The sequence below is a fragment of the Rothia sp. HSID18067 genome (assembly GCF_003989445.1).
Taxonomy (GTDB): domain Bacteria; phylum Actinomycetota; class Actinomycetes; order Actinomycetales; family Micrococcaceae; genus Rothia; species Rothia aeria.
Map to the genome: position 1 here is coordinate 962,976 of NZ_RBMF01000001.1, position 14,558 is coordinate 977,533.

11 protein-coding genes and 2 tRNA genes are annotated in these 14,558 nt (G+C 58.3%); 9 read left to right on the forward strand and 4 right to left on the reverse strand.

Translation table 11 applies throughout. The annotated features are described in order from the left end of the window. Positions 1 to 106: 106 nt before the first annotated feature. Both ilvN and D8M23_RS04255 read right to left on the reverse strand, forming a co-directional pair. Complete coding sequence (gene ilvN / locus D8M23_RS04250) at positions 107 to 607, reverse strand: acetolactate synthase small subunit (protein WP_023134658.1); 501 nt, start codon at positions 605 to 607, stop codon at positions 107 to 109. Then, positions 607 to 2,427, reverse strand: a complete 1,821-nt coding sequence (locus D8M23_RS04255) for an acetolactate synthase large subunit (RefSeq protein ID WP_094758049.1) — start codon at positions 2,425 to 2,427, stop codon at positions 607 to 609. The genes ilvN and D8M23_RS04255 overlap by 1 nt, the downstream gene beginning before the upstream one ends. 434 nt (positions 2,428 to 2,861) lie before the next feature. Between D8M23_RS04255 and D8M23_RS04260 the strand changes: the two genes are divergently transcribed. After that, a complete protein-coding gene (locus D8M23_RS04260; RefSeq protein WP_126853809.1) occupies positions 2,862 to 3,374 on the forward strand; it encodes a hypothetical protein in 513 nt (170 codons plus the stop codon). Positions 3,375 to 3,537: 163 nt separating this feature from the next. Here D8M23_RS04260 and D8M23_RS04265 read toward each other — a convergent pair. After that, a tRNA-Lys gene (locus tag D8M23_RS04265) sits at positions 3,538 to 3,610 on the reverse strand. 225 nt (positions 3,611 to 3,835) lie between these two features. Here D8M23_RS04265 and bcp point away from each other — a divergent pair. The 8 genes from bcp to D8M23_RS04305 all read left to right on the forward strand — a co-directional run bounded on the left by bcp (position 3,836) and on the right by D8M23_RS04305 (position 12,981). Next, positions 3,836 to 4,312 carry a thioredoxin-dependent thiol peroxidase gene (gene bcp / locus D8M23_RS04270; protein ID WP_126853810.1) on the forward strand — a complete coding sequence of 159 codons (477 nt, stop codon included), beginning with the start codon at positions 3,836 to 3,838 and terminating at the stop codon, positions 4,310 to 4,312. A gap of 114 nt (positions 4,313 to 4,426) precedes the next feature. Further along, positions 4,427 to 4,511 (forward strand) — tRNA-Leu (locus D8M23_RS04275). A 381-nt stretch (positions 4,512 to 4,892) separates the two neighbouring features. After that, positions 4,893 to 6,950 carry an ABC transporter substrate-binding protein gene (locus D8M23_RS04280; protein ID WP_126853811.1) on the forward strand — a complete coding sequence of 686 codons (2,058 nt, stop codon included), beginning with the start codon at positions 4,893 to 4,895 and terminating at the stop codon, positions 6,948 to 6,950. A 166-nt stretch (positions 6,951 to 7,116) separates the two neighbouring features. After that, positions 7,117 to 8,598 (forward strand): malate:quinone oxidoreductase, encoded by a 1,482-nt coding sequence (locus D8M23_RS04285; protein ID WP_126853812.1) that lies wholly within the window; start codon positions 7,117 to 7,119, stop codon positions 8,596 to 8,598. A gap of 174 nt (positions 8,599 to 8,772) precedes the next feature. Continuing rightward, positions 8,773 to 10,038 (forward strand): YihY/virulence factor BrkB family protein, encoded by a 1,266-nt coding sequence (locus tag D8M23_RS04290; protein ID WP_126853813.1) that lies wholly within the window; start codon positions 8,773 to 8,775, stop codon positions 10,036 to 10,038. 156 nt (positions 10,039 to 10,194) lie between these two features. Then, complete coding sequence (locus D8M23_RS04295) at positions 10,195 to 11,070, forward strand: alpha/beta fold hydrolase (protein WP_126853814.1); 876 nt, start codon at positions 10,195 to 10,197, stop codon at positions 11,068 to 11,070. A gap of 151 nt (positions 11,071 to 11,221) precedes the next feature. Then, the gene (locus D8M23_RS04300) at positions 11,222 to 12,313 is read left to right on the forward strand and encodes an S-(hydroxymethyl)mycothiol dehydrogenase (protein WP_126853815.1); all 1,092 of its coding nucleotides are present in this window, start codon (positions 11,222 to 11,224) and stop codon (positions 12,311 to 12,313) included. A gap of 20 nt (positions 12,314 to 12,333) precedes the next feature. Next, positions 12,334 to 12,981, forward strand: a complete 648-nt coding sequence (locus tag D8M23_RS04305) for an MBL fold metallo-hydrolase (protein ID WP_126853816.1) — start codon at positions 12,334 to 12,336, stop codon at positions 12,979 to 12,981. 142 nt (positions 12,982 to 13,123) lie between these two features. On the opposite strand, the gene D8M23_RS04310 is transcribed toward D8M23_RS04305, so the two are convergent. After that, positions 13,124 to 14,479 (reverse strand): hypothetical protein, encoded by a 1,356-nt coding sequence (locus D8M23_RS04310; protein ID WP_126853817.1) that lies wholly within the window; start codon positions 14,477 to 14,479, stop codon positions 13,124 to 13,126. Positions 14,480 to 14,558: the final 79 nt, after the last annotated feature.

Below are 14,558 nucleotides of genomic sequence, written 5' to 3' on the forward strand. Positions count from 1 at the left end.
TCTTCTCAGGATGCGGGCACCGGCACCGCACGGCACCGCATACCCGCACCCAACGATAGTGGCTCCACCCACGGTTGCCAGCGGCTTCTTCCGCCGAAAGAGGGCGCTAAATGCGTTCGCTCATCGACCGCGGCCCGCGAGAAAGCGCAATAGTGCCAGCACGCACAATCTCACGGATGCCGTAGGGCTCGAGCACATCCAGCAGGGCGTTAAGCTTCTCAGCCGAACCGGTCGCCTCAATCACTACCGACTCCGTAGAGACGTCAATTACCGAAGCACGGAAAAGATCGGCGGCCTGAACCACCTGCAGACGCACCGCCGGGTCCGCCTTAACCTTCACCATAATGTGGTCGCGCTGTGTTGAGGTCTCCGGCGGCAGCTCCACCACTTTAAGAACATGGATCAGCTTATTCAGCTGTTTAGTGAGCTGCTCCAGAGTTTCAGAATCGCCATCCGCAACAATCGTGATGCGTGAAACCTTGGGAACCTCCGTGGGGCCCACCGCGAGGGAGGCAATATTAAACATGCGGCGGGAGAACAGCCCAGAAACGCGTGAGAGCACGCCGGGCTTGTCTTCTACCAGTACTGAAAGGGTATGCAGGCTCATTAGTTCTCCCCCTCTTCTCGACCGAAATCGGGCGAGGTGTTCTTCGCAATCTGAATCAAATCATTCGACACGCCAGCGGGCACCATCGGCCACACCATCGCATCCGGGCTAACGGTGAAATCAATCACCACGGGGCGGTCGTTAATCGCGAGCGCCTGCTTAATGGTTTCGTCCACGTCCTCGTCACGTTCGCACCTGAACGTGGCGCAGCCGTACGCGTCGCCAAGCTTCACGAAATCGGGGATGCGGTCGGTGCCGTGCCCGGTACGCAGGTGCGTGTTGGAGTAGCGACCGTCATAGAAGAGGGTCTGCCACTGGCGCACCATACCCAGGGACGAGTTATTAATGATCGCAACCTTAATGGGGATATTGTTCTGCGCGCAGGTGGCCAGCTCCTGGTTAGTCATCTGGAAACAGCCGTCGCCGTCAATCGCCCACACCACGGAGTTGGGGTTTGCCACCTGTGCACCCATGGCGGCGGGTACGGAGTAGCCCATAGTGCCCAGACCGGAGGAGCTGAGGAAGTGACGCGGGTTCTCGTGCCCCACAAAGTGAGCACCCCACATCTGGTGCTGGCCCACGCCAGCCACATAGAATGCGTCTGGGCCGGTGAGGGCGCTGATGCGTTCCAGCACGTACTGGGGTGAGCCCAGCCCGTCGTCTGTTTTAACGTACCCCAGCGGGTAGTCCGCCTTAATCTTGTCCAGCTCAACCCACCAGTCGGCCAGTGAGGGCATGTGCGGAGCGAACTCGGTAGCGAGCAGCTCGTTCAGTTCGGGCAGCACGTACCGCAGATCGCCCACGATTGGCACGTTTGCGAAACGGATTTTTGAAATCTCCGCCGGGTCAACGTCAATATGGATGACCTTCGCATCGGGGGCGAACGAATCGACTTTACCGGTCACACGGTCGTCGAAACGGGCCCCGAGAGTAATCAGCAAGTCTGACTTCTGCATGGCTGCCACGGCGGGAACGGTGCCGTGCATGCCGGGCATCCCCAAGTTCTGGGGGTTCGAGTCGGGCAGAGCGCCGCGGGCATTGAGGGTGGTAACCACGGGTGCGCCAGTGAGTTCTGCGAGTTTAGCCAGCTCTTCGGAGGCGCCCGCACGCACCACGCCGCCGCCCACGTACAGTACGGGGCGTTTGGACTCGGTAATGAGCTTAGCCGCTTCACGGATCTGCTTGGAGTGCCCGCGGGTGACGGGGGTGTAGCCGCGCACCTCAATCTTCGGGGGCCAGCTGAAGTCCATCATGCCCACCTGCGCGTCCTTGGTGATGTCTACCAGCACGGGGCCGGGGCGTCCGGTTGCGGCAAGATGGAAGGCGGTGGCGATGCACCGCGGAATTTCCTGCGGGTCGGAGATCATGAAGGAGTGCTTGGTGATCGGCATGGTCATGCCCACAATGTCTGCTTCTTGGAAGGCGTCGGTGCCGAGCAGCTTCGTGGACACCTGCCCGGTGATAGCAACGATGGGCACCGAGTCCATGTTTGCGTCCGCGATGGGGGTGAGCAGGTTGGTGGCACCGGGCCCGCTGGTTGCAATACACACACCTACTTTGCCGGTGGAGGTCGCATACCCTTGAGCGGCGTGCCCTGCACCTTGCTCGTGGCGCACCAGGATGTGGTTAATCTTGGAGGAATCCATGAGCGGGTCATAGGTGGGCAGGATTGCCCCGCCGGGCAAACCAAAAACGTCGGTGACGCCAAGCATTTCAAGGGAGCGGATGATCGCTTGGGAGCCGGTCATGCGCTCGGTGGTGTGTGTTTCGCCCGCCGCCGAAGTTTCGGGGGCGGTCTTAGCCGAGTATCCCGTGGTCATATTAATGCCTCTTATCGGTTCTTCAGTTCTCTGTAATCTGAGGTGAGGTGCGATAAGCTGGTGTGCCTTTCGCGCGTGCGCCCCGGTGGTTCCGTAGCTACAAAAAATACCCTCCGCTGGTGGTGGTAGCGAAGGGCGCTTACGTAGACAGCATCAAAGCCTCGTCCTGCGGCGCCCTAGGCGACGACTACGAGGCTAAGAATCAGCTGCATCTGTTGCTTTTGCACCCTTCTATGTTCGCGCGCTGGCGTGCGTGAGTCAAATCTCCCGTGCCGTTTTAACAAATTTTTTGCAGTATTTTTTGAGAAGTTGGCTTGTGAACGGGATGCAAATGTTATCTGCCGACCACTACCGGAGTATTTCACCAGTAAATTAGTGCGTTTATGTGACATAAAACGGTGACGTAGAACGCGCCTGCCGGTAGAATTGGGGGTATGACCGATATGAAAAATACGGCCGACACCGATGTAGCGCAGGCCAATCAACAGCAGGGCACACAACAACTAACCGGAGAACAAGTAATCCGAGTACTGCACCCTGCTTTTGATAATCAGATCATTAATTACGGCGCCTACAACCTGGTGTATGCGACCGGTTCCGCGACCTACCGCAACCCCGATATTGCAGCTCTTCAGGAGGATCACCAAGAGTGCTTTCTGGTAGGTTATCAGGATTCACCCGATGAGGTGATTATTGCACCTATTCATATGCCTGAGGTGACCCCGGCAGGTGCGGCAACAACCATCGACAACACAAACGCTCTGCATGCGCATCTGACGAATGACAATCTGACTATTATGCTTGAGTCTATTAATGGGAGCCGGTTCAGGCTCACACTATTAGATAAGCCCGAGATTACCACGCACGCTGGTACGGGCACTATTGATCAGACGCTGGATGTGCAAGATTTCCGGACGTTCGTGACCACTATCTGGCCAGTGCTATAGGCCTGTGCGGCCACCGGTTCATGGCGCACCCCGCGGCTTGGGGGGTGCGCCTTTTAGCAGGTTACCCGCATGTACCCGGTACCGCGCTTGGCTGCGTGGGCCCGGGTGCAGAGTAAAAATAGGCGAGAACCCCGCCGATATTGGCGGGATTCTCGCTATAGTGTGCGCCCCCTGGGACTCGAACCCAGAACCCATTGATTAAGAGTCAATTGCTCTGCCAATTGAGCTAGAGGCGCTTATTTACTTATCCACCAGCACCGCTGGCGACAGATAAAAACTATACGGCACTTGCTTCACCCTCGCAAATCCAGTTGGGGTGATACTCGCCACCCTAAAGCTGGGGTGTGTGGGGGCAGTAGTGAGAACAGCTTCGACCCGTTCATCTTGAGGCGCACCTGAGGCCGTGCCATGATGGTTTGTATTAGAGACACTTCTGGCCCCGATAACCCGAAAGGCACACCGTGAGCACTCGTTTGGAACCCGGCACCGCCGCACCCGATTTCACACTACAAGACCAGGATGGGACCGCCCGCTCCCTCAGCGACTATCGGGGGCAGAACGTCATCCTCTATTTCTACCCCAAGGCGTCCACCCCCGGGTGCACTAAAGAAGCATGTGACTTTCGAGATAACCTGGCGTCGTTCTCCGCACTCGGGTACACGGTGCTGGGTGTCTCACCCGATAAGCTGCCCGCCCTCAAGAAATTTACCCAGAACGAAGAGCTCACCTTCCCGCTGCTGTCCGACGCCGACCACGCCGTGGCCGAAGCATACGGCGCGTGGGGCGAGAAGAAGAACTACGGGAAAGTGTACGAAGGGCTTATTCGCTCAACCTTCGTCATTGATGAGCAGGGCACCATTAAGATTGCCCAGTACAATGTGCGAGCCACCGGGCACGTAGCAAAACTACGGCGCGATATGGGCATTGACCCCAAATAGCACCAGCATCCCCTATTGCGGGGGAGGCGCCCCACTGCCCCACCGCTTACGCCATTTGTGAACCCTTTTACCGCTAGTGTAGACTTGCATACGTTGGTTTAGCACTGGCATCACGCGCGAGTGGTGAAATTGGCAGACACGCAGGATTTAGGTTCCTGTGCCTTACGGCGTGGGGGTTCAAGTCCCCCCTCGCGCACCATATTCTTTATTTCAGAGCCTCCGTCCGCAATGGTCGGAGGCTCTTTACGTGAGCTCCTTGAACGCAGCGCATAGCGCTATCAAACAATGGGAACATAGCGACAATATCTTTCAGCCCGGTAACACAAACCACATGTTTTAAAGAACCGACCGCCTGAGAGGTTCCCTCTGGCAGTACCAGCCCACGGATATATCTGCCGCCACTTTCGAACCTGAAGATTGTCTGAGGATTCAACGCAGCACACGGTTAATCTTCTATACGGCGAACCCGTAAGCGGTATGCTGAAAGTTCCGACTAAAGATTTTCTCACCGCAGACATCTATCGGTACCGCAGTGCCCGCACCGGGCGCCCCAACCCATATACCCGAAAGGACGCACCCGATGCCCACAGCACCGCTACCCCCAACCCGGGTCAGCCGCCGCGATGCACTGCGCTTGGGTGCCCTACTCACATGTGGGTTTACGCTCGCAGCCTGCAACTCGCGCAAAGGAAGCGGGGGCCAGGACGGTGAACACCGTGTTTTCCGTTTCGCCCAAGGCGCCCCGGCCGTGTCTCTCGACCCGGCCTTGGCGCCGGTTACCAGCACCACCCGTATCACCTCCCAAATCCTGGAACCACTCGTGGCGGCGAACCATTATACGGGCGAACCCGAACCGGCGTTAGCTACCTCATGGGACATCTCCGACGACCGACGCACCTACACCTTCACCCTCCGTGAGAACGTGAAATTCAGTGACGGTGCTGCACTCAACACCGGTGCGGTGCTGCGCAACGCCGACCGTTGGCATGCCCTAGCCACCAATACCGACACCGCGCACCTGTGCGTACCGCTCTTTCCGCTCTACGGGTGGGGTTTTGGGACCGCTGAAAAGGTAGAGACGAAACAGCAAAGCCCCTCTGCCACACCAACGCCCACGGCAACAGGCAGCGCCTCCCCCGCCGAATCCCCGCAGCCCACCGCAGACCCCACAGCGAGCGCATCCGCCGAGCCGAGCGCCAGCGCCTCCGGGGCGGCACCTCACAATTCGACGCAGAAAGAACACGCCACATACCGCCACCAGCCGCTGCTGCAGTCAGTTGAGGAGCGTGAGGGCAAAATCGTCATGACGCTCAGCCGCCCCTCTCTCGCATTTATGCGGATGCTCACCCAGCCCGCCTTCGGTATCCTCTCCCCCAACTGCCTGGACGAGAATTCACGGATTAAAGACCACCCCGTAGGCACTGGCGCTTTTAAGGTGCAGTCTTTCGAGCAGGCGCGTACCGTGCTGGTGCGTAACGAACACTTTAAACGAGATAACACCAAGGTTGAGCTGGACGAAATACAGTTCCACACGCTCTCTTCGTCCGACAAACGCTACTACTCGCTGGTTGCCAGTAAAATCGATGCCTGCGATCAGGTGAGCAGGAACGACTTGGCGCCGCTGGTGCGTGAAGGGTACCTGACCCCCACCCGTGACCCGTTCTCGCTGGTGTATTTTGATTTCAACCTTGAGCACCCGGTGCTCAAAAACATTTCGGTGCGCCGCGCTATCGCCCGAGCCGTAGAGCGCGGCACCATTGTCCCCTACTATCTACAAGGCACCAGTGATGCTCTGGGGTACCTCCCCGCACTATTCCGTACCCGAGACGAAGACCTGCTGAAACCCTACTACCGCCGTGATACCGGTACCGCCCAATCGCTGCTGGCCGCCGCAAACTACAAAAACGAGGCGATCGAATGCTACTACCCGGTGGATGTTTCACTGCCGTGGATGAGCACCCCGCAGGTGATCTATTCGCAGCTGATCGGTTCGCTCATTGAGGTGGGCCTGAACATTAAACCCGTTCCGCTTGGGTGGGCAGAATACTGTGAGAAGGCCCGCAGCAACGGGGCCGAACGCGGCATGGTGCTGGGCGGTTTCTACGGCGCCTACCGCGACCCGTACGCTTTTCTGGGGCCCGTGCTCGCACCCCTGCTGGTAGCACAGTGGCTCAATGAAAAAGACCCCAACCGGGCCAAGTCCCTCCCCCAGACCGCGCAAAACCCTGTCTCTTCCGCCACAGCTTCCGCAAGCCCGCAGCCTTCAGCCTCAGCGAGTGCATCGGCTTCCCCCTCCGCCTCTGAGAGCGAGTCGGCGAGCCCCAGTGCATCACCTGCCGAAGGTGAGCAGGGGCAGCCCTCGCCGACCCCATCACCAACGCCAACGGTTAAGCCCGCGCATATTGACCCGGCCCCCTCACTTGAGCAGATTATGCGCGATATTCGAGATGCCGATTCTGCGGAGAACGTGGAAGATCAGCGCTCCAGGTATCGGCAGGTGAGCACACTACTGGCTCAGTACATGCCAGGGGTTCCGCTCATGAACGTGACCTCGAACGTAGCTCTTAGCCGTGACGTACGGGGGTATATGACCGAGCAGAACGCTATCGAGTATTTTACGAAGATTACGGTGGCCTAGAGGCGACTCTTCCATGCCTACCTCACGGCTCGCACGAGAGCTGTATCACTACTTCATGGTTCTTGCCGGTAGCCGCGAAATGGTGAAAGAGGAGTACCCTAGAAGTATTGGCAAGCGCTTGTTAACCACCACTGACGGTGGGAAACACCGAGATTTGGGAGTATCTGTGGGAGCACGTACTGAACGCACCGATGTCGTCCTCGTAGGCGGCGGTATTATGAGCGCCACTTTGGGCGTTTTTTTGAAGGAACTTGAGCCTTCCTGGAACATCATTCTTCTTGAGCGTCTAGATAAAGTGGCGCAGGAGTCAACAAACCCCTGGAATAACGCGGGTACCGGCCACTCCGCCCTGTGCGAGCTGAACTACGCGCCCGCAGGACCCGACGGCACCGTAAACCCCGCTAAGGCGCTGGACATTAACGAGCAGTTCCAGGTGTCCCGTCAGTTCTGGGCCTCCCTGGTGAACGAGGGCATCCTGCCGGATAACTCGTTCATTAACCCGGTGCCGCACATGTCGCTGGTATTCGGGGATGAGCACTCAAAATACCTGGCGGCCCGTTATGAGGCGTTCCGCACCCAGAAACTCTTTGAACGGATGGAATTCTCAACCGAGCGGGATAAGATCGCTGAATGGGCGCCGCTGACCGTTGCGGGCCGAGCCGCAGACGAACCAATTGCCGCCACGTGGGCACCCGAAGGCACCGATGTTGATTTCGGTGCCCTCACCAAGAGCATGGTGGATTACCTGCAAACCCACGGCGTTGAGGTGCGTTACGGCTACCAGGTGACTGATGTGTCCCGCGAATCCGATGGTTCGTGGACTATTCAGGCTAAAAACCGCATCAATAAGGAAGAGCCGCTGACGGTTCACACGAAGTTCGTGTTCCTCGGTGCCGGTGGCGGTGCCCTGCACCTGCTTCAGAAGTCTGGGATTGAGGAAGGCAAAGGGTACGGCGGCTTCCCGGTCTCTGGCCTGTTCCTGCGCAGCACCAACGAGGCAACCGCCTCCCAGCACAATGCGAAGGTGTACGGTCAGGCGTCGGTAGGTGCGCCGCCCATGTCAGTGCCGCACCTTGATACCCGCTACGTGGACGGCAAACGCTCCCTCCTGTTCGGGCCCTACGCGGGATTCAAACCGAACTTCCTCAAGCAGGGCTCATACTTCGACCTGCCGCTGTCAGTACGGCTGAATAATGTTTACCCCATGACCCGCGCCGGTGCCGCGAACACTTCGTTGGTGAAGTACCTGGTCACTGAACTGTTCAAGAGCCGTGAGGCACGGCTGGGCGCGCTGCACCGCTACTACCCCGAAGCCGTGGGGGACGACTGGGAGCTCATTACCGCCGGTCAGCGTGTGCAGATTATGAAGCGCGACGCGAAGAAAGGCGGCGTGCTGCAGTTCGGTACCGAGGTTGTTTCAGCTTCCGACGGTTCACTGGCGGCACTGCTGGGTGCTTCCCCGGGCGCATCAACCGCGGCACCGATTATGCTGAACCTGCTCAACCGCTGCTTCCCCTCCCGTATGGCCGCATGGGAGCCGCGCATCCGTGAGCTGGTGCCCGGGTACGGGATGAAGCTCAATGATAACCCGTCTCTAGCCGATGAGCTCATGGGATACACTGCGAAGGTTCTGGGCATCTACAACTAGATTCCGCTAACCGCCGCGCACGCCCCCAGAGGATAAGGGTTGGACCTGTTCCCTGGGGGCTTACTTACCTACCGCACCCGCTCAGGCACCAGGGTTACGGCTGCCACAGCGGGGTCTGCTCTCAGGTATGATGTGGGAAACGAACACGCACACACGAAGGGCCCCTTTTCCGTTATGGATAACGATACGAATACAGAAACAGCTTTAGAGTTTGACCAGCACCCGGCAAAAACCGCGCAGGTGCGTCTGAAAGATTTCCCCCAGGGAAGCATCAGCTACATTTTTCGACGTGCAGGTTTTAACTTCCTGAGCAGCAACGGAACCGATTCTGCGGCCGCACTCACCTACTTCACGGTGCTGTCTATCTTCCCGGGGCTGCTGGCCTTCGTCTCTCTTCTCGGTATTGTCGGGCAGGGCCAGGAAAGTGCCACGGTCATCCTGGAATTTCTGCAAGAAAACGCGCCGCAGCAGATGTACAGTATCGTCGAAAACCCTATCCGACAGCTCACCAACGGCCAGGGCGCAGGTATTGCGCTTCTTATCGGTATTCTGAGCGCCCTCTGGTCTGCCTCGGGCTACATTAGTTCCTTCGGGCGCGCCATTAACCGCATCTACGGGGTGCGTGAAGGCCGCCCCGTGTGGGTTCTTATACCGTTCAATATGCTCATCACCACGGCCGTAGTGGTACTGGCGGTGCTGATGATGCTCATGCTGCTGCTGGGGGTGGATGTGCTGAACATTATTGGCTCTCACCTGCCGCCTCACGTTGATATAGAACTGGTGAAAGTGCTCTGGCTCAATGGGCGTTGGGTGCTCATCTTCCTGGCGGCTGTGGGGCTTATCGCCATGCTGTACACGGCCACCCCAAATATTCGCCACGAAAAAACGCGCCGTATGACCCCTGGGGCATTCGTGGCTCTGACCGGCATGGCCCTAGGCGGCTTCGGCTTTACCCTCTACACCAATAATTTCAGTAAATATAACGCCACCTACGGCCTAATCGGTGGTGTGATCGTTATGCTGCTCTTCACCTGGATTATGAACAATATGCTCCTCTACGGCGCGCACCTAGACGCCGAAATTGAGCGGATGCGGCAGTTAGTTGCCGGAGAGCGCTCAGAAGACATTATTCGAGTAGAGGTACGTGATGACCGCGCCCTCAAAATACTGGACCACAAGAACGAGACGCTCATTTCGCAGGCCAACATGCTGCAGCGCAAGTCCGGGGGACAGCAAATCATGCCTAAACCTAAAGGGCTGTCGCTACCCCAGCGGGTATCGCAGAAAGTCACTGCAATATTCAAACAGGTGCGCGGCATGTTTAAAAATTCCCGAAACACCAGCCAGCACTCCGGCTCTGCCGCATCATCTGAGGCAGGCACCCAGGCGGATAGCCCCGACGAACCCGGCAAAAACCCGAATCAGCCTAAGCTTTTCTAGCACACACCCCAACACGGGGTCTGAGACGTACACAAGCAGCCATAAATAAGCGACCCGGCGCCTGTGAAACTCTGCCGCCGTGCACCCGTAACGGGTTTCTGGAAGCCACTACAGGGGTGATCATGGGCTGTCCCAAAGAATGCGAAAATAGGGATTATGACCCACACGATCCCCAACTTTGAATACACCGTCTACACGCCCGAGCACCCCACGCAGCAGGCGCTGGTGCTCATGATTCACGGGTTCGCCACCCGCGGCGACCAGCTCTGGGGCGGTACCGGGTGGGTGCGCCAATACCTGCGTGCAGGGTACACCGTGATCGCCGTTGATCTGCCGTACCACGGCCGGGGCTGGCTCAAAGACCCCTCGTTCTCCGTAGCGGCCAAACTGCCGCCTAGAACAGCCGTGCAGGTGGGAACCCTGGCCCCTGCACCTGATGGGGCAGACACCACCGATGCGATGGGAGCGCTCGTCGAAGCGCTCACCCGTCTGCTGGATGGCCTCCAAGAAAGCGGCAACACCACCTCGCAACGGCACCCCGTGCACGTGGTGGGATTCTCCTTCGGGGCGCACCTGGGGTGGGATTTAGCGGTCGCTCACCCGCACCTGGTAGCTTCCCTCGTGCTGGGCGGGCTGCCGCTGTGCGACCATCTTCAGGACTTAAAGGTGCTCTTTGACGGAGGCACCATTGATGACACCGAAACGCTGCAGGCGTTCACCAGCATCATTAGTTCCTCCCCCATCCGCCAGGAGGCGCTCCACCGATTTGTGGCTCTCTCCTTCGCCCCCTTCGACCCGGACGCCATACGGGGCGGACAACGCCCACGCTGCCCCATTCTCATGGCCGTAGGTACCGAAGACAGCGTGGCTGCAGACGCCCACGAACTCTACGATATGGTTGCATCCGACAACCCCCGAAACGAGCTGCTTCTCTTACCCGGAAGGGACCACGTGAACGCCCTTACAGCCGGTGTTTTCCGCCGGGCGGCCCTGGCGTTCTCCCAAGAAGCGGAAGCAGCCGCCAAGGTATAGTCTCCTCCCCGATCTGAGGAAGAGCCCAAACAAATGTGTTCGCCGAATGCGAGTCTACCTGTTGCGGCGAGGGCACAGACCTTAGAATAAACGTATAAACATTCTTTTATCTGCCGTTGTGGTAGAAGCCCAACCCCTCCTAAGGAACAACATGCACAAAGTTAAAGCAGTTGTAGCGCTCGCTAAGAACGAACCCGTCACCGTAACCACCATTAACGTGCCAGACCCCGGTCAGGGCGAGGCCCTCGTGAAGGTTCTTACCTGCGGCGTGTGCCAGACAGATCATCACTATGTTGCCGGTGGTGTGGGCGATGAATTTCCCTACCTGCTGGGGCATGAATCTGCCGCTGTTGTAGAGGCAGTGGGAGAAGATGTCACCAATATTGCTCCCGGAGACTTAGTCATCCTGAACTGGCGTGCGGTCTGCGGTGAATGCCGTGCATGCCGTAAGGGCGAGCCGCAGTACTGCTTTGCGACCCATAACGCTACCCAGAAGATGACCCTGGAGGACGGCACCGAGCTCACTCCTGCTCTAGGCGTTGGCTCTTTCGCCGAAAAAACCCTGGTCGCTGCGGGCCAGTGCACCAAAATTACCGCCGATATTTCCCCCGAACAGTACGCCGCTATTGGATTGCTCGGATGCGGTGTGACCGCTGGCCTGGGTGCCGTTCTCAATACGGGTGCGCTCAAGCGCGGAGAATCTGTGGCCGTTATTGGGTGCGGTGGTGTGGGTACCGCTGCAATTGCCGGGGCGCAGCTGGGCGGAGCAACGACCATTATCGCCGTTGATATTGATGACGATAAACTTGAACGTGCACGTCAGCAGGGTGCAACACACACCGTGAACTCCGCCAAGGTAGACCCGGTCGAGGCTATCCGGGAGCTGACCGGCGGGTTTGGTGCGGATCTGGTAATAGATGCGGTAGGTATCGCCCCCACCTTCAAGCAGGCTTTCGAGGCACGCGATCTTGCCGGGCGCGTGGTGCTCGTGGGAGTTCCGGAACCTGGCACCACCTGGGATATTCCGCTGGATGAGGTTTTCGGGCGCGGCGGCTCTATTAAGAGCGCCTGGTATGGTGATACGCTGCCTTCGCGCGACTTCCCCGAGTTCGTGGACCAGTACCTGCTCGGCCGCCTCGATCTGGACGGCTTTGTCTCTGAGCGTATTAAGCTGGAAGACGTCAATGATGCCTTTGAAACCATGAAAACCGGTCGCGTGCTGCGCTCCGTGGTGGAACTTTAAAACCGGGAAAGGAACCCCTAATGACTGAAGCTATTGAACGGGTTGTTACCCACGGGACGTTCTCACTCGACGGCGGCACCTGGGAAGTCGATAATAACGTGTGGATTATTGGGAATGACCAGCGTGTAACAATCATTGACCCCGCGCATGACGTCGATAAAATCGCAACAAAGGTTGCCGGGCGCACGGTCGAAAAAATTCTGCTGACCCACGCTCACGATGATCATATTCGCTCCGCGAAGGAAGCCGCCGAGCGCTTCAAAGCACCCGTCTACCTAAACCCTGAGGATCGGGTACTCTGGGAAATGGTGTACCCCTCCTGGGACTTCGACGAGCCCCTGCATGACGGGCAGAAAATCAGTGCTGGTAATACCGAGCTACATGTGATCGCTACCCCCGGACACTCCCCCGGGTCGGTCTGTTTCTACACGCCCGAACTTAGCTGGGAAAACAGCGAAGGCGTACTCTTTTCGGGCGATACCCTCTTCAAGGGCGGTCCCGGAGCGACTGGGCGTTCCTACAGCGACTTCGACACTATTATCGAGTCCATCGAGTCGAAGTTACTCACTCTCCCTGAGTCTACGGCGGTTCTCACCGGTCACGGAGACTCCACAGGCATCGGCGTGGAGGCACCCGACCTCGACGCCTGGAAGAAACGCGGGCACTAAAACAACGCTGGCAGCGTAAGAAACTGTAAAACCAAAGCGCCGCCGGCCAGCGCCCCCTCACACAGTTTGTTCCCCGCCACACCGCATATTGCGGGTGAGCGGGGAACAAACATTTGACGTAAACACCAGCCGGTTGCGGGCACTAATCAGCCTCAGGCAGCGGCTCCAAATGCTCCTCATAGTCAAGACGCCACACATACCCAAACACGTGCCCAAGCACCAGGTATAGGCACGCCGCAATAATCGGCACCATAAAAGCATTACGGTAGTACGGCGAATCACCCAAGAAACCGCCCCACATGCTGCCCATCGTAATACCCACCGCAGACATTGAACGGGCAATAAAACTAACCTGAGAATCGGGCGAATGCCCCATGAGCATCGACAGACTCAACGACTGCCCCGCCAGCGACGCCCCCAGCGCCGCGCCAAAGAGCACCAGCGCCCCGATAGTGCCCTCAATAGTGCTGGAGGCAGGCAGCAGCATCGCCGCGAAAACCAGTGTCACGCCACTTACCAGCCAGCCCTGCCACGGCACAATCCTAAACCCGCCCAGCAGAATAGGTACAGCCACCACCACTATGACCCCCGTACCCACCGCAATCACGGCCGGATACAGGTACAGCGAATCATAGGACATCACCATACCCAGAAGGCCGGTGGCCGCCGACCCCAGGCACGCCCCAAGCATCGCCGTGCCCAACACCAGCAGCAGCTTCAGCACATTAACATGCACACCCCGCCCGGTATGCGGGAGCTGAGTCTCAGGGTGCTGCAGCAGCGCCGAAGCCGCCGAAGGAGTCGGTGCGGCGGTAACGGCCGCTCGGGGCCGGGACCCCGGCAGCAGCGACGGGGTGAAAAGCACCGCAGCGATCAGAAGCACATCCAAAGCGGCAGTAACCCACAGGCCAGCACGGCCGCCGCCATAGTACATTGCGGGAAGAGTTAAAAGCGCAGCCAGAGGGTACATCGACAGATTCAGCATATTTGACCAGGCCATCACCACCGGCCCATTACCCGCAAACTCGGTATTATGCACACGGTGCCGCTGGCTCAGCACCGACCACGGCGGTATCGTAACCCCCACCGCCAAACACATGAGCGCATACTCGGTGGTGCCGACACTCCCCCCACCCCCCGACAAATGTGACAGGTACACGAGCGCAGGAATATTAACCACCGCATACATGCCCAGCAGCCAGCGGATACCAATAAACCGCGTCATGACCGAGGTCATGAGGCTAGTGCACGCAAAAGCAAAAACAGCCGCGCCCACCGAGTAGCCACTCAGGTGAACGCTAAAACTATGGTTAGTGACAATAATAAAAAGAGAAATACCGACCAGCACAACGGGCAGGTGCATGAGCACATCAAGCAGGAGTCTCGCAAAACCATCCGAACGCAGCTGCCGCCACAGAAGCGCCCTGCCCACACGGTGACTACGGCGAAAATTCCGCCACTGCTTACGCAGTGTAAAACGGATACTGCCCCACATCATTGAACTACGCGGATAATCATCTAATACAAAATCGACAGGCTCCGTAAAACTCGGTCTGGAATAGGACCGAAGAACACCG

Coding starts and splice junctions, on each gene's coding strand:
- ilvN (WP_023134658.1), bottom strand. CDS start 607: ATGAGCCTGCATACCCTTTCAGTACTGGTAGAAGACAAGCCCGGCGTG.
- D8M23_RS04255 (WP_094758049.1), bottom strand. CDS start 2,427: ATGACCACGGGATACTCGGCTAAGACCGCCCCCGAAACTTCGGCGGCG.
- D8M23_RS04260 (WP_126853809.1), top strand. CDS start 2,862: ATGACCGATATGAAAAATACGGCCGACACCGATGTAGCGCAGGCCAAT.
- D8M23_RS04280 (WP_126853811.1), top strand. CDS start 4,893: ATGCCCACAGCACCGCTACCCCCAACCCGGGTCAGCCGCCGCGATGCA.
- D8M23_RS04290 (WP_126853813.1), top strand. CDS start 8,773: ATGGATAACGATACGAATACAGAAACAGCTTTAGAGTTTGACCAGCAC.
- D8M23_RS04295 (WP_126853814.1), top strand. CDS start 10,195: ATGACCCACACGATCCCCAACTTTGAATACACCGTCTACACGCCCGAG.
- D8M23_RS04300 (WP_126853815.1), top strand. CDS start 11,222: ATGCACAAAGTTAAAGCAGTTGTAGCGCTCGCTAAGAACGAACCCGTC.
- D8M23_RS04305 (WP_126853816.1), top strand. CDS start 12,334: ATGACTGAAGCTATTGAACGGGTTGTTACCCACGGGACGTTCTCACTC.
- D8M23_RS04310 (WP_126853817.1), bottom strand. CDS start 14,479: ATGATGTGGGGCAGTATCCGTTTTACACTGCGTAAGCAGTGGCGGAAT.